Annotated in this window: 18 protein-coding genes; 16 read left to right on the top strand and 2 right to left on the bottom strand. The window is 45.7% G+C overall.

What is annotated here, in order from left to right:
• Positions 1 to 47 precede the first annotated feature (47 nt).
• A complete protein-coding gene (gene nadB, locus JC606_RS10125; protein ID WP_137408044.1) occupies positions 48 to 1,664 on the bottom strand; it encodes an L-aspartate oxidase in 1,617 nt (538 codons plus the stop codon).
• Positions 1,665 to 2,053: 389 nt separating this feature from the next.
• On the opposite strand from nadB, the gene rpoE reads away from it, so the two are divergent.
• The 11 genes from rpoE to acpS all read left to right on the top strand — a co-directional run bounded on the left by rpoE (position 2,054) and on the right by acpS (position 11,301).
• Positions 2,054 to 2,632 (top strand): RNA polymerase sigma factor RpoE, encoded by a 579-nt coding sequence (gene rpoE, locus JC606_RS10120; RefSeq protein ID WP_008223963.1) that lies wholly within the window; start codon positions 2,054 to 2,056, stop codon positions 2,630 to 2,632.
• A gap of 26 nt (positions 2,633 to 2,658) precedes the next feature.
• Positions 2,659 to 3,282 (top strand): sigma-E factor negative regulatory protein, encoded by a 624-nt coding sequence (locus JC606_RS10115; RefSeq protein WP_198778525.1) that lies wholly within the window; start codon positions 2,659 to 2,661, stop codon positions 3,280 to 3,282.
• Positions 3,279 to 4,241 (top strand): sigma-E factor regulatory protein RseB, encoded by a 963-nt coding sequence (gene rseB, locus JC606_RS10110; RefSeq protein WP_008223961.1) that lies wholly within the window; start codon positions 3,279 to 3,281, stop codon positions 4,239 to 4,241. The genes JC606_RS10115 and rseB overlap by 4 nt, the downstream gene beginning before the upstream one ends.
• Positions 4,238 to 4,708: a SoxR reducing system RseC family protein gene (locus JC606_RS10105; protein ID WP_137408046.1), complete on the top strand. Its 471-nt coding sequence runs from the start codon at positions 4,238 to 4,240 to the stop codon at positions 4,706 to 4,708. Before rseB ends, JC606_RS10105 begins: the two co-directional genes overlap by 4 nt.
• A gap of 132 nt (positions 4,709 to 4,840) precedes the next feature.
• Positions 4,841 to 6,634: a translation elongation factor 4 gene (lepA, locus tag JC606_RS10100; protein WP_008223960.1), complete on the top strand. Its 1,794-nt coding sequence runs from the start codon at positions 4,841 to 4,843 to the stop codon at positions 6,632 to 6,634.
• A gap of 97 nt (positions 6,635 to 6,731) precedes the next feature.
• Positions 6,732 to 7,628 carry a signal peptidase I gene (gene lepB / locus JC606_RS10095; protein WP_137408047.1) on the top strand — a complete coding sequence of 299 codons (897 nt, stop codon included), beginning with the start codon at positions 6,732 to 6,734 and terminating at the stop codon, positions 7,626 to 7,628.
• Positions 7,629 to 7,654: 26 nt separating this feature from the next.
• On the top strand, positions 7,655 to 8,332 hold the full coding sequence (gene rnc, locus JC606_RS10090; RefSeq protein WP_004739034.1) for a ribonuclease III: 678 nt from the start codon (positions 7,655 to 7,657) through the stop codon (positions 8,330 to 8,332).
• Complete coding sequence (gene era, locus JC606_RS10085; RefSeq protein WP_004739035.1) at positions 8,325 to 9,296, top strand: GTPase Era; 972 nt, start codon at positions 8,325 to 8,327, stop codon at positions 9,294 to 9,296. Before rnc ends, era begins: the two co-directional genes overlap by 8 nt.
• A gap of 104 nt (positions 9,297 to 9,400) precedes the next feature.
• A complete protein-coding gene (recO, locus tag JC606_RS10080) occupies positions 9,401 to 10,129 on the top strand; it encodes a DNA repair protein RecO (RefSeq protein ID WP_032498827.1) in 729 nt (242 codons plus the stop codon).
• On the top strand, positions 10,126 to 10,863 hold the full coding sequence (pdxJ, locus tag JC606_RS10075) for a pyridoxine 5'-phosphate synthase (protein WP_004739038.1): 738 nt from the start codon (positions 10,126 to 10,128) through the stop codon (positions 10,861 to 10,863). Before recO ends, pdxJ begins: the two co-directional genes overlap by 4 nt.
• Before the next feature lie 57 nt (positions 10,864 to 10,920).
• The gene (acpS, locus tag JC606_RS10070; RefSeq protein WP_063524082.1) at positions 10,921 to 11,301 is read left to right on the top strand and encodes a holo-ACP synthase; all 381 of its coding nucleotides are present in this window, start codon (positions 10,921 to 10,923) and stop codon (positions 11,299 to 11,301) included.
• A 109-nt stretch (positions 11,302 to 11,410) separates the two neighbouring features.
• On the opposite strand, the gene barA is transcribed toward acpS, so the two are convergent.
• Entirely contained in the window at positions 11,411 to 14,224 is a 2,814-nt protein-coding gene (gene barA / locus JC606_RS10065; protein WP_137408048.1) for a two-component sensor histidine kinase BarA, read from the bottom strand.
• 165 nt (positions 14,225 to 14,389) lie between these two features.
• Here barA and rlmD point away from each other — a divergent pair, with 165 nt between their 5' ends.
• The 5 genes from rlmD (at position 14,390) to eno (ending at position 22,263) form a co-directional block, all read left to right on the top strand.
• Complete coding sequence (gene rlmD / locus JC606_RS10060; protein WP_198778524.1) at positions 14,390 to 15,709, top strand: 23S rRNA (uracil(1939)-C(5))-methyltransferase RlmD; 1,320 nt, start codon at positions 14,390 to 14,392, stop codon at positions 15,707 to 15,709.
• A 135-nt stretch (positions 15,710 to 15,844) separates the two neighbouring features.
• Positions 15,845 to 18,067 carry a GTP diphosphokinase gene (relA, locus tag JC606_RS10055; RefSeq protein WP_008224477.1) on the top strand — a complete coding sequence of 741 codons (2,223 nt, stop codon included), beginning with the start codon at positions 15,845 to 15,847 and terminating at the stop codon, positions 18,065 to 18,067.
• Positions 18,068 to 18,295: 228 nt separating this feature from the next.
• Positions 18,296 to 19,093 carry a nucleoside triphosphate pyrophosphohydrolase gene (mazG, locus tag JC606_RS10050; RefSeq protein ID WP_198778523.1) on the top strand — a complete coding sequence of 266 codons (798 nt, stop codon included), beginning with the start codon at positions 18,296 to 18,298 and terminating at the stop codon, positions 19,091 to 19,093.
• A 150-nt stretch (positions 19,094 to 19,243) separates the two neighbouring features.
• Positions 19,244 to 20,884, top strand: coding sequence for a CTP synthase (locus tag JC606_RS10045; protein WP_063524391.1), 1,641 nt, complete (start codon positions 19,244 to 19,246; stop codon positions 20,882 to 20,884).
• Between the two features lie 80 nt (positions 20,885 to 20,964).
• Complete coding sequence (gene eno, locus JC606_RS10040; protein ID WP_137408051.1) at positions 20,965 to 22,263, top strand: phosphopyruvate hydratase; 1,299 nt, start codon at positions 20,965 to 20,967, stop codon at positions 22,261 to 22,263.
• Positions 22,264 to 22,528: the final 265 nt, after the last annotated feature.

Raw genomic sequence — 22,528 nt, 5'->3', positions numbered from 1 at the left:
GGCTCCCTTCCATTTGATTACTTTTCATTGTTGGCGAATGCGCCAGATTACGATTGACGTTTCTCTGGTGTCAGAATCGTTGGGCCACTGTCTTCAGCAAGCTCTGGGTAATCCAATGTATAGTGCAGGCCGCGACTCTCTTTACGTTGCATCGCACAGCGAACCATTAGCTCAGCGACTTGAAGTAGGTTACGCAGTTCTAGAAGGTTGTTCGACACCTTAAAGTTGCTGTAATACTCGTGAGTCTCTTGCTGCAACATCTGAATACGACGCATTGCGCGCTCAAGACGTTTGTCTGTACGTACGATACCCATGTAATCCCACATGAATAGACGAAGTTCATGCCAGTTGTGCTGGATAATAACTTCTTCATCACTGTTAGTGACTTGGCTTTCATCCCATGCTGGAAGTTCAGCACACAACTGAGACTGTTCAATGTTCTCAACGATGTGTTTTGCTGCCGACCACGCGTAAACCACACATTCTAGTAGTGAGTTTGATGCCATACGGTTCGCACCGTGCAGGCCAGTGTAGCTAACCTCACCAATCGCGTAGAGGTTTTGCAGATCCGTTTGACCATCTTTATTGACCATCACCCCACCACAGGTGTAGTGCGCAGCAGGAACAATCGGGATCGGCTCTTTAGTCATATCGATACCCAAGTCCATCAAGCGAGTGTGGATCATTGGGAAGTGCGCGGTGATGAACTCTTCAGGTTTGTGGCTGATGTCGACGTACATGCAGTCTGCACCTAATCGCTTCATTTCGAAGTCGATCGCGCGAGCAACCACATCACGAGGCGCCAATTCACCACGCTCGTCGAAGTCCTTCATGAAGCGTGTACCATCCGGGCGACGCAGGTATGCGCCTTCGCCACGTAGCGCTTCCGTTAGTAGGAAGTTACGCGCTTCTGGGTGGAACAAGCAGGTTGGGTGGAATTGGTTGAACTCTAGGTTTGCTACACGACAACCTGCACGCCAAGCAATCGCAATACCATCACCAGAAGATACATCTGGGTTAGAGGTGTATTGGTAAACTTTGGATGCGCCGCCAGTAGCAAGTACAACAAATTTAGCGCGTACGGTTTCTACTTGTTCTTGGTTACGGTTCCAGATGTAGGCACCAATAACCTTGTCTTTCGAGCCACCAATTTTATCTTCAGTGATCAAGTCAAGCGCGTTGTGGCGCTCGAAGATCTCGATGTTCGGGTGATTCTTGACGTTATCTTGCAGTGAAGTTTGCATTGCCATGCCGGTTGCATCGGCAGCGTGCAGGATTCTGCGGTGACTGTGGCCACCTTCACGAGTTAGGTGGTACTTAGGTTGACCATCAGTGCTGTTCTCATCTTTATCAAATGGAACACCGCCATCAATCAGCCATTGCACACACTCTTTAGCATTTTCAGCAATGAATTGAACTGTATCTTCCTCACATAACCCAGCCCCGGCAATTTGAGTATCTTCAACGTGAGACTCAATACTGTCAGACTCATCGAACACCGCAGCGATACCGCCTTGTGCGTAATACGTCGATCCTTCGCTGCGTGGTCCTTTGCTTAATACAATTACTTTTGCATGTTCTGCTACGCGTAAGGCTAATGACAAGCCTGCCGCACCACTTCCTACCACTAATACATCACACTGATGTTCACGGTTTGCGTTCATAAAACTTATTAAATCCCGGGCTATAGTCGAGTTGTCCACTCTCAATTGACTTTGTCTTGTTTTAGGAGTCGCGGTAAGACTGTTATAATCTCCCCAGAGTCGTCCTAAAACGCTATGCAAAATCAAGATATAGACAGCTATCTAGAAATATTTAATTGCTCAATACCATTGCTTTTGCTCAAGTTTCCCCAAATTGATAGGGATAGCTATTTTTATTACATCACATTGTGAAACAATAATGGCAAATAATTTTAAGAAAGTTGGAACTTTCGGTATTTGGCTTAGTCACAATAGTGCTCTTGTAGACGGTGGTGTCAATACTACATTTCGCATAATTAGTACCCATATCTGTGAAGGTGAGGGTTATAACAATAGGAGTACCCGCTCGAATGAACGAGCAGCTAACCGATCAAGTGTTGATTGAGCGAGTTCAGAGTGGAGATAAGCAAGCATTTAACTTACTAGTGGTTAAGTATCAAAACAAAGTTTGTAATCTTATCTCTCGATACGTGAATAATTCCGGTGATGTACCTGATGTAGCACAAGAAGCTTTTATTAAAGCTTACCGCGCGATACCTAATTTTCGTGGCGAGAGTGCCTTCTATACATGGTTGTACCGAATTGCCGTGAACACCGCTAAGAATCATATCGTTGCCCAGAGCCGTAGGCCTCCCGCAACGGATGTAGATGCAGAAGATGCTGAATATTACGAAACAGGCAGCGCGTTAAAAGAAATATCGAACCCTGAGAACTTAACGCTGTCAAAAGAATTGAAACAAGTTGTTTTTGGTGCGATTGAAGCGCTACCTGAAGACTTAAAAACTGCAATGACGCTGCGTGAGCTTGAAGGTTTGAGCTACGAAGAGATTGCAGAAGTAATGGATTGCCCTGTAGGAACCGTACGTTCGCGTATTTTCCGAGCTCGTGAAGCGGTGGAAAAGAAAATTAAACCTCTTTTGCAACGCTAGAACTTGTAATAATTATGGTGAAAATAATGGCTGATAAAGAAAAGCTTTCGGCACTCATGGATGGTGAAACGATCGATAAATCTTTCATTGTAGACCTAGAATCTGATCAAGAAAGCATGAATACCTGGCAGAGTTACCACTTAATTGGTGACGTTATGCGTGGGGATGCGCCAGAAACTAAAAATTGGAACATTGCTGGTAGTGTGGCAGCTGCGCTTGAAGATGAGCCTGCACACAGTGCAATGCCAAACCAGCACCAAGTGAATGTTGAACCTACTGTTGCTCCAATTGAAGAGCAACCAAAGCCTCAGCAAGCGAAGCGTCAGCTTCCTGCGTGGTTACAACAGTTTGGACAAGTTGCTGTGGCAGCGTGTGTTTCATTAGCAGTTGTATTAGGTGTTCAACAATATGGTGGCAGCGACCCAGCGGCACCAGAACAGTTACCTGTACTTCAGACGATTCCATTTGCAGGATCGGCTGAGCCAGTGAGCTTAACGCGTGACTCTGTAGAGAGACCGGCTTCTGAAGCAAACTTGCAAGAGCAGCGCAAACGCGTTCATGCAATGCTAGAAGATTATGAGCTACAACTAAGATTAAACAGTGATGCGTCGCCTATGGAAGATGCACATCTAGAATCGGACATTGAATGAAGAAAATCCTGGTCAGTGCACTGACACTGTTCAGCTTGATGTCTCCAACAGCCTTTGCAGAGGAAACAACTGCAAAGGCGTTGTTGCATCAAATGAACGAGGCCAGTCAGCATCTAAATTACGAACTCTCTTACATACTGATCAAGAAGAGCAGTATTGAACCTCTTGTTTATCGCCATGCGGTTAACGACGACCAACAACTCGCACACCTTGTTTACCTGAGTGGCCCTGTTCGTGAAGTGATTCGTCGCGGTAATGAAGTGAGCTACATCGAACCGGGTACAGAGCCGTTTACGATCCAGTCAGGCAGTATGGTTGCGCCTGTTATTCCGATGATCAATCGAGATATCGAATCCCTGAATCAGTACTACGACTTTGTAAAAGTTGGGCGTTCTCGTGAAGCGGGCAGCACTACTCAAGTGTTACGCGTAGTGCCAAAAGATGGCCTTCGTTACTCTTACGTGGTTTGGGTAGACGAGAAAACCAGTCTTCCTCTACGTGCCGACCTATTAGACCGTGATGGTGAAATACTGGAACAGTATCGAACAATCTCTTACGTGGTGAACGATAAAATCGCTGAAGCCATGGGCGGCTTAAACCAAGCGCAACTGCCGAAGGTTTTATCATTACCTGAAGGTTTGGTGAGTGAGACCGACTGGCAAGCTTCATGGGTGCCAGAAGGGTTTAAGTCAAAAGAATTGAGCCGTTACCAAATGGCAGCGACCGATAAAATGGTCGAGAGTCAGCTTTTCAGCGATGGATTATTTAGCTTTTCGGTATATATCGCCGACAAAGACGAACACTCATTGAAAGGCCAGTTGGTACGTCAAGGACGCAGAACCTTGCACAGCTTAGTGATTGGCGACAGAGAGGTGTCTGTCGTGGGTGATATCCCGCCAGCGACAGCTAAGCGTATCGCTCAATCTGTGACTTTCAATCATCAGGTATCAGCGCAATGATGACCGCGCTGGCTACCGTTAGCTCAGTTGAACAAAAAGGTAAGCAATACTTTGTTCAACTGAGCTGCGAACAACAAACCAGTTGCAGCAGCTGCTCTTCACAAAAAAGCTGCGGCACTGGCATTGTCACCAAAGCGGTTGGCAACAAATCCTTGTTTTGGCAATTAAAAACCAAAAGCCTTGTGAAAGCGGGTCAGATTGTAGAAATCGGCTTTCCTGAAAAAAGCCTGCTTCAGTCTGCAGCTATTGTTTATCTCATCCCACTTTTCATGTTGATGGTTGGTGCTGGCATTGGACAACTCTTGTTACAACCCTTACTTCAAGGGGGCGAGGGGATTGTTATACTGAGTGCAGCCCTATTTACAGCTGGTGGTATTGCTTTAGCGAAGCGACTCGCTAAACCGATGGAAGACAAATCCAAGCAAGAAGTCGTATTGATTCGAATCCTAGGTGAGCCGCTCGTCTAATTTATGATGCGTCTTGCTGTTAAATTGGGTAGAATCTGCCAACTTGATTGAAATGCCGCCACCGTTAGCTATTTTTAAATAGTTTTGCGGCTTTCTTACCGTCCTAATTTAAAGAGTTTGTCACACCAAATTATGAAGCACATTCGTAACTTTTCGATTATCGCCCACATCGACCATGGTAAGTCGACCCTATCTGACCGTCTAATCCAAGTTTGTGGAGGATTAAGCGATCGTGAAATGGCTGCACAAGTCCTTGATTCGATGGATCTTGAGCGTGAACGTGGCATCACCATCAAATCTCAGAGTGTGACACTAAACTACACCGCAAAAGATGGTGAAACTTACCAACTTAACTTCATCGATACTCCGGGACACGTTGACTTCGCATACGAAGTATCACGTTCTCTTGCGGCTTGTGAAGGCGCACTATTGGTTGTCGATGCTGGTCAAGGTGTAGAAGCTCAGACTCTAGCAAACTGTTACACAGCGATCGAAATGGATCTGGAAGTTGTGCCAATCCTCAACAAGATTGACCTTCCAGCAGCTGATCCAGAGCGCGTATCTGAAGAGATCGAAGAGATCGTAGGTATCGACGCGATGGAAGCAACGCGCTGTTCTGCGAAAACAGGTATCGGTGTTGACGATGTTCTAGAAAACATTGTTTCAGCAATTCCTGCTCCAGAAGGCGATCCTGAAGCGCCACTGCAAGCGCTGATCATCGATTCTTGGTTCGATAACTACCTTGGTGTTGTTTCTCTTGTTCGTATCAAGAACGGTTCTCTGAAGAAGAACGACAAGATCAAAGTAATGAGCACAGGCCAAGTTTGGGGTGTAGACCGTCTAGGTATCTTCACACCGAAACAGGTAGATACTACTGAACTAAATACTGGTGAAGTAGGTTGGGTTGTTTGTGGTATCAAAGATATCCTAGGTGCACCGGTTGGTGATACGCTAACACTGGCTAAAAACGGCTGTGAAAAAGCGCTACCAGGCTTTAAAAAAGTAAAACCACAGGTATACGCGGGTCTGTTCCCAGTATCATCTGATGACTACGAAAACTTCCGTGATGCGCTAGGTAAACTCAGTCTGAACGATGCTTCTCTATTCTACGAACCAGAGAACTCAGCAGCACTTGGTTTCGGTTTCCGTTGTGGCTTCTTGGGTATGCTTCACATGGAGATCATCCAAGAGCGTCTAGAGCGTGAATACGACCTAGACCTAATCACAACAGCACCAACCGTAGTATACGAAGTTGAAAAAACAGACGGCACTCAACTGTATGTTGATAGTCCAGCTAAGCTGCCAGCTATCAATGATATCAACGAGATTCGCGAGCCGATTGCACGCTGTAATATCTTAGTACCTTCTGATTACCTAGGTAACGTAATCACACTGTGTGTTGAGAAGCGTGGTGTTCAGGTTGATATGATTTATCACGGCAACCAAGTAGCGGTTGTATACGATATTCCAATGGCTGAGGTAGTACTGGACTTCTTCGACCGTCTGAAATCAACGTCTCGTGGTTACGCATCACTGGATTACAACTTCCAACGCTTTGAAGCATCAAGCATGGTTCGTGTAGACGTACTTCTAAACGGTGACACGGTTGATGCACTTGCGATGATTACACACAAAGATCAATCGCAAACTCGTGGTCGTCAGCTTGTAGAGAAGATGAAAGAGTTCATCCCTCGTCAAATGTTTGATATCGCGATTCAAGCGGCTATCGGTAACCACATCATCGCGCGTTCTACAGTTAAACAACTGCGTAAGAACGTAATCGCGAAATGTTACGGTGGTGACGTGAGTCGTAAGAAGAAACTTCTGAAGAAACAGAAAGAAGGTAAGAAGCGTATGAAGCAGATCGGTAACGTAGAGCTGCCTCAAGAAGCATTCTTAGCAATTCTTCACGTTGGCAAAGACTAGGCTTATCCAACGATAAACGAATAATTGAAAGTGAAAGGGTAGCTCGCTATTCTTTCACTTTCGTTATTTTTAAAGAAATGAAATTTAAGGGATATCAATGGCTAACAAATTTTCGCTCTTTTTAGTGCTCTTAACTCTAGTGACCGGCATTGTATGGGCATTGGAAAAGTTTGTGTGGGCGAAGAAACGCCAGCAGAAGCTTGCTGATGTGGAAGCACAAACCAATGGCCTAGACGCTGAAACCAGCGCAAAAGTTACGGCTCAGCCTTGGTGGGTTGAGAACAGTGTGTCCATTTTCCCGGTAATTGCATTTGTTTTGATCTTGCGTTCATTTATTTATGAACCGTTTCAAATCCCATCTGGCTCGATGATGCCAACGCTTTTGGTTGGTGATTTCATCTTGGTAGAGAAGTACGCTTACGGTCTTAAAGACCCAGTATGGCGCGCTCAATTAGTTGAAACTGGCAAGCCAGAACGTGGTGACGTTATGGTATTCAAGTATCCACCAAACCCAAGCATCGATTACATCAAGCGTGTTGTCGGTTTGCCAGGTGATACTATTCGTTACAGCAGTCGTAAAGAAATCTGTATCCAAGCGAAAGGTACAAGTAGCTGTAAACCTGTGAAACTAAGTCACGTAGAAGAGAGCCAATTTATTCAAGACGGTGTGCCTCTGATTCAGCTGAATGAACAGCTTGGAGACGTAGAGCACCAAATCTTAGTTAACCCACTGCGTCGTGATCGTGTGCATGCATATCAACCTCGCAACGGTGTTAACGAATGGGTTGTTCCAGCAGGCCATTACTTTGTGATGGGGGATAACCGTGACAATAGTTCTGATAGCCGTTACTGGGGCTTCGTCCCTGAAGCAAACCTTGTTGGTAAGGCCGTTGCTATTTGGATCAGTTTCGAATTCGAACGTGGTTCCGACAGTGTACTTCCAACATGGATTCCTACTGGTGTGCGTTTTAATCGCATCGGTGGGATTCATTAATCGATCAATTAACACATCGAGAGAGCATGAATTCTCCAATTGATAAACTAGAAAGAAAGATTGGCTATCAGTTCAATGATGCCGATCTTATCCACTTGGCGCTGACTCACCGCAGCGCCGCTGGTAAACATAACGAACGTCTTGAGTTTCTGGGCGATTCAATTTTAAGTTTTGTTATCGCTGATGATCTATACCACCGTTTTCCTAAGGTAAACGAAGGTGATATGAGCCGCATGCGCGCGACATTAGTACGTGGTCATACATTGGCAGAACTAGGTCGTGAATTCGAACTAGGAGATTACTTAAAATTAGGTCCAGGTGAGTTGAAGAGTGGCGGTTTCCGTCGTGATTCTATTCTAGCGGATGCTGTTGAAGCGATCATCGGCGCTATCTATTTAGATAGTGATACCGAGACGGTTCGCGGCATTATTTTAAGCTGGTACCAATCTCGCCTAGAAGCTATTCAGCCTGGAGTATCTCAAAAAGACCCGAAAACTCGTCTTCAAGAGTTCTTACAAGGTCGAAGAAATCCTCTACCTGTCTACACAGTGACTAATATTAAAGGTGAAGCACACAACCAAGAGTTTACGGTTGAGTGTGAAGTGGCAGGTGTGGATAAACCTGTTATCGGTAAAGGCACTAGCCGCCGCAAGGCAGAACAAGCGGCTGCTGAAACAGCATTAGAGCAACTAAGCAATGTCTGATAACAACCAAGAATTCGATATCGATGCATTCTTTTCATCTGATAGCAAACAACCTAGCCTACCGGAAAACCAACACTGTGGCTTCATCGCTATTGTAGGTCGCCCAAACGTAGGTAAGTCGACGCTTCTGAACCATATTCTGGGACAGAAGATTTCTATTACATCACGTAAACCACAGACGACACGTCACCGTATTATGGGCGTGGAAACTGAAGGTGATTACCAAGCGATCTTCGTTGATACTCCTGGACTTCACATTGAAGAAAAGCGTGCAATCAACCGTTTGATGAATCGTGCAGCAAACAGCTCACTGAGTGATGTGAACCTAGTATTCTTCCTTGTTGACGGTACTCACTGGACTGAAGACGATGAGATGGTTCTGAACAAGCTGAAGAAGACTAACTTCCCAGTTGTACTTTGCATCAACAAAGTAGATAACGTTCAAGACCGTACTAACGTGATGCAGCACATGATGGAAGTCTCGAAGAAGATGGACTTCATTGATGTTGTGCCAATCTCGGCGAAGCAAGGTAAGAACATTGATGTACTGCGTAAGCACGTACGTGAACACTTACCTAAAGCGACACACCACTTCCCAGAAGAGTATGTGACGGATCGCTCGCAGCGTTTTATGGCGTCTGAAATTATCCGTGAAAAGCTGATGCGCTTTACGGGTGATGAACTACCTTACTCGGTAACGGTTGAGATCGAACGTTTCGACTACAATCCAGACAACGATGGTTTCCACATCAATGCGCTAATTCTTGTTGAACGTACTGGTCAGAAGAAAATGGTGATTGGTAAAGCGGGCGAGAAGATCAAAACGATTGGTCGCGAAGCACGTATCGATATGGAAGAGCTATTCGGTCGTAAGGTTTACCTAGAGACTTGGGTTAAGGTTAAATCTGGTTGGGCTGATGATGAACGTGCACTTCGTTCACTAGGCTACATCGACGATCTATAATCTAGATTGAACTTCACTTTCCTGAACTGGATGTGAAATCAAAATAGTGAGTTGAAGAGAGAGTGCGAACTCTCTCTTTTTGTATCTGCAAGAAGGATGAATCATTGAGCGAAGGGTTACAGCGATGCTTTGTATTGCACCGCAGGCCATATAGCGAGTCGAGCTTGATACTGGATATTTTCAGTGAAGAGTTTGGCCGTGTAACGTTGATGTCGAAAGGTGCTCGTAGCAAGCGTTCCAATTTAAAAGGAGCGTTGCAGCCTTTTACGCCTCTATTACTGAAGTGGTCGGGGAATAGCTCAATGAAAACACTGCGCCAAGCTGAGCCTATCAGTTTAGGTTTGCCTCTCACTGGTATTAACCTCTACTCCGCAATGTATGTGAATGAGCTGATTGGCCGAGTGCTGATGGCTGAAGTGCCAATGCCTGCTCTTTTTCACGACTATCTTCATGCTTTAACAGAGCTGGCGCATAATGAAAATCCAGAGCCAGCACTGCGTCGCTTTGAGTTGGCACTGCTATCTGCTATGGGTTATGGCGTCGACTTTTTACACTGTGCAGGTACTGGCGAACCGATTGATCCAACAATGACTTATCGCTATCGAGAGCAGAAAGGTTTCATTGCTTCAGTGCGACGAGACAACCTAACTTTTATGGGCGATGAACTTATTGCGATCAGCGAACGTAGGTTTATCACTAAAGAGCAGTTAAAAGCGGCAAAACGCTTTACACGCATAGCCTTAAAGCCGTATCTTGGCGGCAAACCATTAAAAAGTAGAGAACTGTTTTTGCCAAGAGCAGGTCTTTCTAGAGCACGGAGTATTGGAAAATGAGCTCAATCCTTTTAGGCGTTAATATCGACCATATTGCAACACTACGTAATGCACGTGGTACTAAATACCCAGATCCAGTACACGCAGCTGAAATTGCTGAGCGAGCTGGTGCTGACGGCATCACCATTCACCTGCGTGAAGACCGTCGCCACATCGTAGATCGCGATGTACGCATTCTGGCTGAAACTATCCAAACTCGCATGAACTTAGAAATGGCAGTGACGGATGAGATGGTTCAGATTGCACTAGATACTAAGCCTGAGTTTGTTTGTCTTGTTCCTGAAAAGCGTGAAGAGCTAACTACTGAAGGTGGCTTGGACGTGGTTGGTCAGCTTGAGAAAGTAAAAGCGGCTACGCAAAAGCTATCTGCAGCTGGTATTAAAGTGTCGCTGTTTATCGATGCTGACCGCGAACAGATTGATGCAGCAAAAGCTTGTGGTGCACCGTTCATTGAGCTTCACACTGGTCACTACGCTGATGCGAAAACAGAAGAAGACCAACAAGATGAGCTGAAAAAGATTGCGGCTGGCGCAAGCTACGCAGACGATCTAGGTATTACGGTGAATGCCGGTCACGGCCTGACGTACCACAACGTGGCGCCAATTGCGGCACTACCAGAAATCTACGAGCTAAACATCGGTCACTCAATCATGGGACGTGCTGTCTTTGATGGTTTGAACAAAGCAGTAGCTGACATGAAAGCTGTAATGGAAAACGCGCGTAACAACATTTAGTTTGTTAAATATCTAGTTTGTTAAGTGGCATCATCAAAAAGTAGTTAAAGGGTAATCATGGCTGTTGTAGGGCTTGGGACAGATATTGCGGAAATTGAACGTGTTGAAAAAGCATTGTCACGCAGTGGTGAGGCATTTGCTCAGCGTATTCTGACGGATTCTGAATTTGAAGTGTTTCAACAGCTAAAGCAAAAAGGTCGTTATCTCGCTAAGCGCTTTGCAGCTAAAGAAGCTGCATCAAAAGCGCTGGGTACAGGCATCGCACTGGGTGTTACTTTTCATGACTTCGAAATCTCGAACGACGAGCATGGCAAGCCAGTGCTGAGCTTGCACAATAAAGCTCGAGAAATCGCACAAGCGAGTGGCACAACTTCGATTCACCTGACTATTTCAGATGAGCGTCATTATGCGGTGGCGACGGTATTATTTGAGTCGTAATTGCTAGCTAACCCTGACGTTCGTCTGCTGCTAAGTAAATAGAACAAACAAAAAAGCAGAGCTTATACGCTCTGCTTTTTTATTGCCTTGAGTTTGAGGCTAAGCCGATTTAATCACTGGTTGGTTTTAAGTAGTGAATAGCGGTTGCTTGCACCTTATCGAGCTCGTCTTGAAGTTCAAAAAGTTCTGGCTCGATATCTTCAATTGAAGTACCTGAGCGCAGCTCTTTCTCTATCGTGGCACAGACTGATTTAAGCCTTGGTACGCCACTGTATGAGCTGCTGCCATGCATCTTGTGGATGATGTGTATCAGCTGATCTACAGGGTAATCCGTGTCTTCGATTGCTTTCTCCGCCGCGTCATACACCTCAGGGATAAAGTCGACCAGCATCTGCAGCATATCGCGTGCGAGGTCTTCTTTATTGGCTGCCTGCTTCATCGCAGCTTGCCAATCAATGATGATGTTCTTGTGTACGCTAACATTACTTTCAGACACCTGGCTGTTGTCTATCTCGGCTGACACTGCAGGGTGATCTGGATTGATCTTTTCGATGTGCTCAACCTCAGAGGTTGGGCTCCAGTGAATTAATACTTGCTGTAACACATGCTCTTCAATTGGCTTGGTCAGGTAGTCATCCATGCCAGCTTCTAGCAGCCTATCGCGCTCGCCCGTCATGGCGTGTGCAGTAACAGCAATCACAGGTGTGCTGGCATTGTTGGCGAGCTTTTTGATGTTCTGGCAAGCGGTTACACCATCCATCTGCGGCATCTGAATATCCATGAAGATAATATCAAATTGAGTCTCAGTGGCTTTGTCGATCGCCTGCTGACCACTGGTGCAGCTAATGACGGTTTCCACGCGTTCTTTGAGTAGCGCGGTGATAAGTTTCAGGTTAGCTGGGTTATCATCCACAGCCATTACAGTCAGTGGCAGCTTCTCTTCTGAGTGGGTTTCAATTGCTGGTGCAATCAAGGTTGGCGCTTGGTTCGACACCAGAGTTTGCAGCAGCTTCTTACGAGAAAGAGGTTTGGTGATGCATTGAACATCGACTTCTTTCATCAATTGTTCGCCAAGTGCGAGCTCGGTACTCGGTGTACCAATGATCACGTTCTGAGCAATCTTCTTCGCGCCAATTGCCCAGCCACTGACCGTATCAAATTGATAATCTTGGTTAGCTGCGAGGTTCAGCAGAACGTAGTCGTACGAGGTTGATTCGTCAGGCATCACCGAACGGTAGGTAACGACTAAGCCTTCTTGGGTCAGGATTTGTTGAGTAATCGAAGCGGCTTGCATGTTTGGTTCGATAAGCAGTAGTTGCTTGTCTTGCAGACATTGAGTCTCAATTAGCTCTGTCATCGGCATATCGGTGGTTGATAGCCTTAGCGTAAACCAGAAAGTTGAACCTTGGTGTAGGCGACTGGTTAGGCTGATCTCACCGCCCATTTGGCTCACAAGTTTCTGGGTGATAACCAGACCTAGGCCTGTACCACCATAGCGACGAGAGATACTTGCATCTGCTTGGCTGAAGGCTTGGAATAGTTGGGCTTGCTGACGCTCAGAGATACCAATACCCGTATCACGAACCATGAACTGTAGCTCGATGTTGTCTTCGCTTTGTGAACGTAACTCAACGCTAATATCGATGTTACCGCGCTCGGTAAACTTGATTGAGTTACCCACTAGGTTGGTCAGAATTTGTTGGATACGCAGTGGGTCACCTACAACGCCTGCAGGCACTTTAGGATCGATCTTAAGCGTAAGCTCTAGGCCTTTCTCATGAGCGTTGGTCGCTTGAAGGTTCACTACCTCTTCTAGGCTTGCTTGGAACTCAAATGGAATGTTTTCTAGCGCCAGTTTACCGGCTTCAAGTTTCGAGAAGTCCAAGATATCGTTGATGATACTGAGCAGGTTGTTCGCAGAGCGTTCAATGGTCTGTAGGTAATCCGTCTGGCTGTTCGACAGGTGAGTTTTTAGCATTTGGCGAGTAAAGCCAATCACACCGTTGAGTGGTGTTCTTAGCTCGTGAGACATGTTTGCCAAGAACTCAGACTTAACACGTGCCGCTTCTTGTGCGCGTTTTTTCGCGATGTCTAACTCAACGTTTTGAATCTCTAGTTGTTCAAGAGTTTCACGCAGATCCGAAGTGGCTTGGTCGATACTGTGCTGCATCTCGACGTGATATTCCGACAGCGAGACCGCCATCGCGTTGATACCGTTTTTCAGCGAGTCCAACTCACCGTGCATTTTACCTTCGATACGGACATCTAAGTGACCACGACGAATTCGGTCCACCATGTTCTTCATGTGAGTGATCGGTTGAGTTACATCGTGCATCAAGCGGAAAGCGAAAACACCAGAAAGACCCAGTCCAAGAATCAACACTAAGAAGGCAGAGAACACTTCTTGGTATTGCTGCAAACGAAGTGAAGAAAGGTCCAACTCAATCGCAATATAACCAATCGCTTGGTTGGCTTGAGACTGACCGTTAGCCGAGTTGATGTACTGGCCTTCAGCAATAATCGGTGTCCGAAGAATCAGTGTGTTATCGAGTAAGTCAGAAGAGCTTAAATGCGGAATCGGTTTATCTTTGGGATAAGTTAGGCTTTCGAAATCAGGGTGGAAGTTTGAGGTTACAAACAATTCATGACGATCATCGAACACCGCGATACTGCGTACCAGCTTAGAGTTCTTTCGATGTGCATAGCTGATTAGCTGACGAACAGACTCTCGACTTTCGAGTTGCATGCCAGATTCACTCGCAATTGCCAGTGGCTCAATGATGCTAGTACCTGTGTTCACCACCTGACCTTCAAGGTCTTGATAGCGGTTAAATGAGAAAAATGCACTCAATAGCAGCCCAATAATCAGGGTTGGAGCTAGAGTTAAGGTAATTACACGGGCTCTTAAGCCATATCTGGTCATGTTCTTTAATTACATCGAGGTCTGGATATGGGAAAATAACGCACACAATGGCGGTTAAGTGAACGGTAAGCTTAATCAAAGCCGTGACGTTCGACAATGATTCCAAGGCAGAATAGTGAGTCCTGGATACCAATTACTTATTAAAAGATACATTAGGCACAAGCAATGGCACGTTTTTTCCGACCAAAAAAGAAAACTCAACTCGAGACCAAGCATCAATCGGTTTTGGTTGAACGAATGGATCACAATGGCGCTGGCATCGCTTATCAGAAGAACAAACCGGTTTTCATTGATGGCGCATTGCCCGGTGAACAGGTGGTTATTCAGCTTACTGAAAGTAAAAGTAAGTTTGCACGCGCGAAACTCATCAAATTACTGAAGCCAAGCGAGCAACGTTTAAAGCCTTTTTGTAAACACTTTAATCAGTGTGGCGGTTGTCATCTTCAGCACCTTGGTTACCAATCTCAGATAGAACACAAGGCACAATCTCTTACGCACTTGATGAGCCAATATAAGACGGATGAGACAGAGATGGCTCAACCGATTGTGGGTGATGAAACGGGTTATCGTCGTCGTGCGCGTATCAGCCTGTTTGTTGATAAGAAAACGCATAAGCTTCAGTTCGGTTTTCGTAAGAAGCAGAGCAAGCAGATAGAAAACATCACCGATTGTGCCGTGCTTGATCCTCGCCTAAATGTATTGCTGCCAAAGGTGAAAAATTTACTCAACACTTTCAGCAACCTTACGTCTTTAGGACACGTTGAATTGGTATTGGGTGATACTGGCCCGGTAATGGTGTTACGTCACCTCAAGCCTTTGATTGAAAAGGATGAGCAAGCATTGGTTGCGTTGGCGAAAGAAGAAGGCGCGATACTGTACTCAATGCCAGAGACCGATAAGTTGGTCCGTCTGGTTGGTGATGCGCCTAGTTACAGCGAAACAGGCGTTACCTTACCTTTTGAGCCAAACCACTTCATTCAGGTGAACCAGAAGGTCAATCAGCAGATGGTGGCTCAAGCGATTGAATGGTTAGAACCTAAAGCGGACGAGCGAGTACTGGATCTGTTTTGTGGCTTAGGTAACTTCAGTCTGCCTATCGCTCAACAGTCGGCATTTGTGGTTGGGGTTGAAGGTGTCGATGAGATGGTTCAGCAAGCCACATCGAATGCCAAATTGAACCAGTTGAGCAACACCGAATTTTACCAAGCGAACCTTGAAGAAGACCTATCGGCACAAGCTTGGGCAAAAGAGAAATTTGATAAAATCTTACTGGACCCAGCTCGTGCTGGAGCGAGTGGTGTTGTTGATCAAATTTCAGCATTAGGAGCGAAGCGTGTGGTTTATGTTTCGTGTAATCCTGCTACTCTAGCTAGAGATTCAGAGAGCTTAGAAAAGCAAGGCTACCAATTAGCCAAACTTGGTATGTTGGATATGTTCCCACACACCAGCCATCTAGAATCGATGGCTCTCTTTATCAAGGCTTAAAGGCCCGTAAATAAGGCTTAAAAATGAATGACAAAGGCGCAGGGACACCTGCGCTGATATCAATATGGTCGAACTAACTTGGAACCAGTTAGTCATATTGAATTGGGTATAAAACAGAATAACTAGGAAGGCACGATGGTTGCGGTACGAAGCGCACATTTAAACCCAAGCGAACAGTTTGAGCTAGAAAGTTGGATTGCGTCATTAAAGCAAGACGCAAAAACCTCGAATAAACTGAACAAAGTTTATCGTCACTGTGAAGAGCTATTAAAAGATCACGAGCAAGCATCACTCTTGCTATGGCGTGGACGCGAGATGATTGAAATCTTGGTCACGCTGTCGATGGATCGTGCAACATTAGTCGCAGCACAACTCTTCCCAGTGGTATCAAGTGGCGTTTTTGAGCGCGAAGCCTTCGAAGAAAGCTACGGCAAAGAAATCGTTAAGCTGATTGACGGCGTTGAAGAAATGGCGGCCTTGGGCCAGTTAAACGTAACCCTTGAAGGCAGTGCTGCTTCGGGTCAAGTTGATAACGTTCGACGCATGCTATTGGCCATGGTTGATGATTTCCGCTGCGTAGTTATCAAACTTGCGGAGCGAATCTGTAACCTTATCGAGGTGAAAAAAGCGCCTGATGCTGTGCGCCGCGCGGCAGCAAAAGAGTGTTCTAACATCTATGCCCCACTGGCAAACCGTTTAGGTATCGGCCAACTTAAGTGGGAAATCGAAGATTACGCCTTCCGCTACCAACAACCAGATACCTACAAGCAGATTGCAAAACAGCTGTCTGAGCGTCGTATCGTTCGTGAACAATACATCACAGATTTCGTTGATGATTTAACCGCAGAAATGCAGCGTTCAAACATCAATGCTGAAGTGAGCGGCCGACCAAAACACATCTACAGCATCTGGCGCAAAATGCAGAAGAAAGGCTTAGCCTTCGATGAGCTTTTTGACGTACGAGCAGTACGTATTATCGCTGACCAGCTACAAGACTGCTACGCCGGTCTTGGGGTGGTACACACCAAATACAAACACCTACCGAGCGAATTTGATGACTATGTGGCGAACCCTAAGCCAAATGGTTACCAGTCGATTCATACCGTAGTCCTTGGCCCTGAAGGCAAGACTATTGAGATTCAGATCCGTACCAAGCAAATGCACGAAGACTCTGAGCTTGGTGTGGCGGCGCACTGGAAGTACAAAGAAGGGGCTTCAAGCGGCCGTAGTGGCTACGATGAGAAAATCACTTGGTTGCGTAAACTTATCGACTGGCAAGAAGAGATGTCGGACTCTGGCGAGATGCTGGATGAAGTACGTAGCCAAGTCTTCGATGACCGTGTATACGCATTTACTCCACGTGGTGACGTGGTCGACTTACCAATGGGCGCAACCCCGTTGGATTTTGCTTACCACATCCACTCGATGGTCGGACACCGCTGTATCGGTGCCAAGGTAGCGGGGCGTATCGTACCGTTCACTCATAAACTATCGATGGGCGACCAAGTTGAGATCATCACGCAGAAAGAGCCGAACCCATCTCGTGACTGGCTAAACCCAACTACGGGTTTTGTTCACTCTGGTCGTGCTCGAGCGAAAATCAACGCTTGGTTCCGCGCACAAAGCCGTGAGAAAAACCTAGAAGCGGGTCGTGACATCCTGGAAGTTGAGCTAGCGAAAGTGGGCGCAACCCTAAAAGATGCTGATCAATACGCACTAAGACGCTTTAACGTGAATACGCCAGACGAACTCTATGCAGGTATTGGTAGTGGCGACTTGCGTATTAACCAAGTGGTTAATCACATCAATGCGCTAGTGAATAAGCCAACGGCGGAAGAAGAAGACAAGAAAGCGCTAGAGAAACTGCTTGAGTCGGAAAACAAGCCGGCACAACAGAGTCGTCCTAAGAAAGATGCAGTTGTTGTTGAAGGTGTAGATAACCTAATGACGCACCTAGCACGCTGTTGTCAGCCGATTCCAGGCGATGTGATTAAAGGTTACATCACTCAAGGTCGCGGTATCTCGGTTCACCGTGCCGACTGTGAGCAGTTGAGTGAACTAAGCCTGCACGCACCAGAACGTATCATTGATACAGTTTGGGGTAATGGCTTTGTCGGTTCTTACATCCTAACGCTGCGTGTAGAAGCACTAGAGCGCAATGGCTTGTTAAAAGACATCACCTCACTGTTCTCTAACGAGAAGATCAGCGTGACGACAATGAAGAGTCGCATCGACTACAAGCGTCAGCTATCGGTAATGGACTTCGATTTAGAAGTGACTAATATTGAGATTCTGAGTCGAGTGACAAGCCGAGTCGAGCAGATCAAAGATGTCATGAGCGTCAAGCGCTTGGGCTAAAATTCTCGTCATACTTGAAGCTGATGGCGTTGTTGACTGCGCGCACTCGCTCAATCACATAGGCAAGCTATGCTCAGGAGTCTCGCTTGCTTGTCGCCTAGCCACAGTTTCAATTATTTAGAGAATTAGACAGTATCAAGAAAGGTGAGTGGTTTTGGCTGCTCACCTTTTTTAGTTTTAGAAGACGTTATAAATTTAAAAATCAAAGACAATAATAGGAAGAAAACGATGAATCACCCGATTGAACAACTTGAACAGATCATGACTAAGCTGCGCGATCCAGAAGGTGGCTGTCCTTGGGATTTAAAACAAAATTTTGAAACAATTGTCCCGCATACTATCGAAGAGACTTATGAGGTGGTGGATGCGATTCACAACAAAGACTGGTCGAATCTGCAAGAAGAGCTTGGCGATCTACTGTTTCAGGTGATTTTTTACAGTCAGTTGGCGAAAGAACAGGGGCTGTTTGAGTTTTCGGATGTGGTTGATGGCATCAATGAGAAGTTAACACGCCGTCACCCTCATGTGTTCTCGGATGCCGAGTTTGCTAGTGACGAAGAAATCAATGCGAATTGGGAAGCGGAAAAAGCGAAAGAAAAGGCACAAGCAGGCAAAACTCAAGAAAGTATTCTAGACTCAATACCAAACTCTCTACCTGCGCTTTCACGTGCTACAAAGATTCAAAAGCAGGTAGCTAAATATGGCTTCGATTGGGACTCAATTGGCCCAGTTGCCAACAAGGTAATAGAGGAAGTGGATGAGGTGCTAGAAGAGGCGCTTCAAGTGACACCAAACGACGATTTGGTTGAAGAGGAGTTGGGTGATTTGCTGTTTGCAACGGTGAATTTGGTGCGACATTTAGGTAAAAACCCTGAATCGGCGCTCAATAAGGCCAACTTGAAGTTTTCACGTCGCTTTAAAGCGGTGGAAGAAAAAGTGCGTCAACAAGATAAAAGTTTGACCGATTTTTCACTACAACAGCTTGATTCCATGTGGGATGAGGTAAAAGTAGCGGAGAAAAGATAACCAAAGCTTTTATCATGAATTGATTTGAAGCAAAAAATAAAAAATAGCAGTGTGATAGATTTCACGTTGTGGCGATAAGGGGCTTCTGGTATATTTTCATCCCGTCCAGAAGTAGTCCATTTCCCTCATTCAACCAATTTCAGGTTAAACATGACGACAAATTACATTTTTGTTACTGGCGGGGTTGTATCCTCTCTAGGTAAAGGTATTGCTGCAGCATCTCTTGCGGCTATTTTAGAAGCTCGTGGTCTTAAAGTGACTATGATGAAGCTTGACCCTTACATCAACGTTGATCCAGGCACTATGAGCCCGACTCAGCACGGTGAAGTGTTCGTTACGGAAGATGGCGCTGAAACAGACCTTGACCTTGGTCACTACGAGCGATTCATTCGCACCAAGATGACTAAGCGTAACAACTTCACTGCAGGTCGTGTTTACTCAGACGTACTAGCAAAAGAGCGTCGCGGTGATTACCTAGGTGCAACTATTCAGGTTATCCCACACATCACTAACTCTATTAAAGAGCGTGTTATTTCTGGCGCTGAAGGCCACGATATAGCGATCGTTGAAGTTGGTGGTACGGTTGGTGATATCGAATCTCTACCATTCATGGAAGCGATTCGTCAGCTAGCAGTAGAACTAGGCCGTGAACGCGCAATGTTCATGCACCTAACGCTAGTACCTTACCTAGCAGCTGCGGGGGAAGTGAAAACTAAGCCGACTCAGCACTCTGTAAAAGAGCTACTGTCTATTGGTATTCAGCCTGACATCCTAGTTTGTCGTTCTGACCGCAACATTCCTTCGAATGAGCGTAAGAAAATTGCTCTGTTCTGTAATGTGCAAGAAAATGCAGTTATTTCTATGCGCGATGTTGACTCTATCTACAAGATCCCTCAGCTTATTAAAGCTCAAGGCACTGATGATCTTGTATGTAAGCGTTTCGGCATTACAGCTCCAGAAGCAGATCTGTCTGAATGGGAACAAGTAATTTACGAAGAAGCTAACCCAACGGGTGAAGTGACGATTGGTATGGTTGGTAAGTACATTGAACTACCAGACGCATACAAATCAGTAAATGAAGCGCTAAAACACGCAGGCTTGAAAAACCGCCTAAGCGTTAATATTAAATACGTAGATTCACAAGACGTTGAGTCTCGTGGCGTAGAAATTCTAGAAGGCCTAGACGCAATTCTAGTACCAGGTGGCTTCGGTGACCGTGGTGTTGAAGGTAAGATTCTTGCTGCTCAATACGCACGTGAAAATAAAGTACCGTACCTAGGTATCTGTCTAGGCATGCAAGTAGCACTTATCGAGTACGCTCGTAATGTTGCGAAAATGGAAGGCGCACACTCTTCTGAGTTCTGTTCTGAAACTAAATACCCAGTTGTTGGCCTAATCACTGAGTGGGTAGACGGCGAAGGTAAAGTTGAAGAGCGTACAGAGACATCTGATCTAGGCGGCACAATGCGTCTAGGTTCACAGCTTTGTCACCTAGCGAAAGGTACGAAAGCTTACGAACTATACGGTAGCGCGACGATCCATGAACGTCACCGTCACCGTTACGAAGTGAACAACAACCTTCGTCCACAAATTGAAAAAGCGGGCCTAAAAGTATCGGGTCTATCTGCGGACAAGAAGCTGGTTGAAGTTATTGAGAACCCGAACCACCCATGGTTCGTTGCAGCTCAATTCCACCCAGAGTTCACTTCAACACCTCGCGATGGTCACCCATTGTTTGCAGGTTTCGTTAAAGCGGCTGGTGAGTTCCAGCGCGGCGAGTTAGAGAAGTAAAAGGAATACAGGTAGCAGCGTAAGTTGTGCTGCTACCTTTAAATTTGACATTTATATATTCAACGAGAAGGAAACATTCAATGTCTAAGATCGTTAAAGTTCTAGGTCGTGAAATCATCGATTCACGTGGTAACCCAACTGTAGAAGCTGAAGTACACCTAGAAGGCGGTTTCGTAGGTATGGCTGCTGCTCCATCTGGCGCATCTACTGGTTCTCGCGAAGCTCTTGAGCTACGTGACGGCGACAAATCACGTTTCCTAGGTAAAGGTGTTCTTAAAGCAATTGAAGCTGTAAACGGCCCAATCGCTGAAGCTCTAGTTGGTAAAGACGCTAAAGCTCAAGCTGACGTTGACCAAATCATGATCGACCTTGACGGTACTGAGAACAAATCTCAGTTCGGCGCGAACGCTATCCTAGCTGTTTCTCTAGCGAACGCTAAAGCTGCTGCTGCAGCTAAAGGCATGCCTCTATACGAGCACATCGCTGAGCTAAACGGTACTGCTGGTCAGTTCTCTATGCCTCTACCAATGATGAACATCATCAACGGTGGTGAGCACGCTGATAACAACGTTGACATCCAAGAGTTCATGATCCAACCAGTTGGTGCTAAGACTCTTAAAGAAGGTCTACGTATCGGTGCTGAAGTATTCCACAACCTAGCTAAAGTTCTTAAGTCTAAAGGCTACAGCACTGCAGTTGGTGACGAAGGTGGTTTCGCTCCTAACCTTAAGTCTAACGCTGAAGCTCTAGAAGTTATCGCAGAAGCTGTTGCAGCTGCTGGTTACGAACTAGGTAAAGACGTTACTCTAGCTATGGACTGTGCTGCATCTGAGTTCTTCGACAAAGAAGCTGGCATCTACAACATGAAAGGCGAAGGTAAGACTTTCTCTTCTGAAGAGTTCAACCACTACCTAGCTGAGCTAGCTAACCAATTCCCAATCGTTTCTATCGAAGATGGTCTAGACGAGTCTGATTGGGCTGGCTTCAAGCACCAAACTGAACTACTAGGTGACAAGCTTCAACTAGTTGGTGACGATCTATTCGTTACTAACACTAAGATTCTTGCTGAAGGTATCGAGAAAGGCGTAGCTAACTCTATCCTTATCAAGTTCAACCAAATCGGTTCTCTAACTGAGACTCTAGCTGCAATCAAGATGGCTAAAGACGCAGGTTACACAGCTGTAATCTCTCACCGTTCTGGCGAAACTGAAGACGCAACTATCGCTGACCTAGCGGTAGGTACTGCTGCAGGTCAAATCAAGACTGGTTCTATGAGCCGTTCTGACCGTGTTGCTAAGTACAACCAACTAATCCGTATCGAAGAAGCTCTAGGTTCTAAAGCTCCTTTCAACGGTCTTAAAGAAGTTAAAGGTCAATAACCTCTCTGGTTTTTAAACCAAAGGAATTGTTAATCTAAGCTTTGAATGCCTCGCTAATGCGGGGCATTTTTTTGTCTGTATAAATGATGGGAAGAAGCTCTAGGTTCTAAAGCTCCTCCTTTTTACAACGAAAGCGGTCTTTAAAACGTTAAAGGTCAATAATTCCTAGCGAATTGTTAACTTAAAGCTTTTGAAACGCTCTACTTCGGTAGGGCGTTTTTTTTGCCTAAAATTCGTCATTCCCTAGACTGACGAAGGAAGGAGT

The organism is Vibrio sp. IB15, assembly GCF_016406055.1.
Classification (GTDB): Bacteria; Pseudomonadota; Gammaproteobacteria; order Enterobacterales; family Vibrionaceae; genus Vibrio; species Vibrio chagasii.
This window is presented reverse-complemented; position numbering and strand designations above follow the sequence as displayed.

Coding starts and splice junctions, on each gene's coding strand:
- nadB (WP_137408044.1), bottom strand. CDS start 1,664: ATGAACGCAAACCGTGAACATCAGTGTGATGTATTAGTGGTAGGAAGT.
- rpoE (WP_008223963.1), top strand. CDS start 2,054: ATGAACGAGCAGCTAACCGATCAAGTGTTGATTGAGCGAGTTCAGAGT.
- JC606_RS10115 (WP_198778525.1), top strand. CDS start 2,659: ATGGCTGATAAAGAAAAGCTTTCGGCACTCATGGATGGTGAAACGATC.
- rseB (WP_008223961.1), top strand. CDS start 3,279: ATGAAGAAAATCCTGGTCAGTGCACTGACACTGTTCAGCTTGATGTCT.
- JC606_RS10105 (WP_137408046.1), top strand. CDS start 4,238: ATGATGACCGCGCTGGCTACCGTTAGCTCAGTTGAACAAAAAGGTAAG.
- lepA (WP_008223960.1), top strand. CDS start 4,841: ATGAAGCACATTCGTAACTTTTCGATTATCGCCCACATCGACCATGGT.
- lepB (WP_137408047.1), top strand. CDS start 6,732: ATGGCTAACAAATTTTCGCTCTTTTTAGTGCTCTTAACTCTAGTGACC.
- rnc (WP_004739034.1), top strand. CDS start 7,655: ATGAATTCTCCAATTGATAAACTAGAAAGAAAGATTGGCTATCAGTTC.
- era (WP_004739035.1), top strand. CDS start 8,325: ATGTCTGATAACAACCAAGAATTCGATATCGATGCATTCTTTTCATCT.
- pdxJ (WP_004739038.1), top strand. CDS start 10,126: ATGAGCTCAATCCTTTTAGGCGTTAATATCGACCATATTGCAACACTA.
- acpS (WP_063524082.1), top strand. CDS start 10,921: ATGGCTGTTGTAGGGCTTGGGACAGATATTGCGGAAATTGAACGTGTT.
- barA (WP_137408048.1), bottom strand. CDS start 14,224: ATGACCAGATATGGCTTAAGAGCCCGTGTAATTACCTTAACTCTAGCT.
- rlmD (WP_198778524.1), top strand. CDS start 14,390: ATGGCACGTTTTTTCCGACCAAAAAAGAAAACTCAACTCGAGACCAAG.
- relA (WP_008224477.1), top strand. CDS start 15,845: ATGGTTGCGGTACGAAGCGCACATTTAAACCCAAGCGAACAGTTTGAG.
- mazG (WP_198778523.1), top strand. CDS start 18,296: ATGAATCACCCGATTGAACAACTTGAACAGATCATGACTAAGCTGCGC.
- JC606_RS10045 (WP_063524391.1), top strand. CDS start 19,244: ATGACGACAAATTACATTTTTGTTACTGGCGGGGTTGTATCCTCTCTA.
- eno (WP_137408051.1), top strand. CDS start 20,965: ATGTCTAAGATCGTTAAAGTTCTAGGTCGTGAAATCATCGATTCACGT.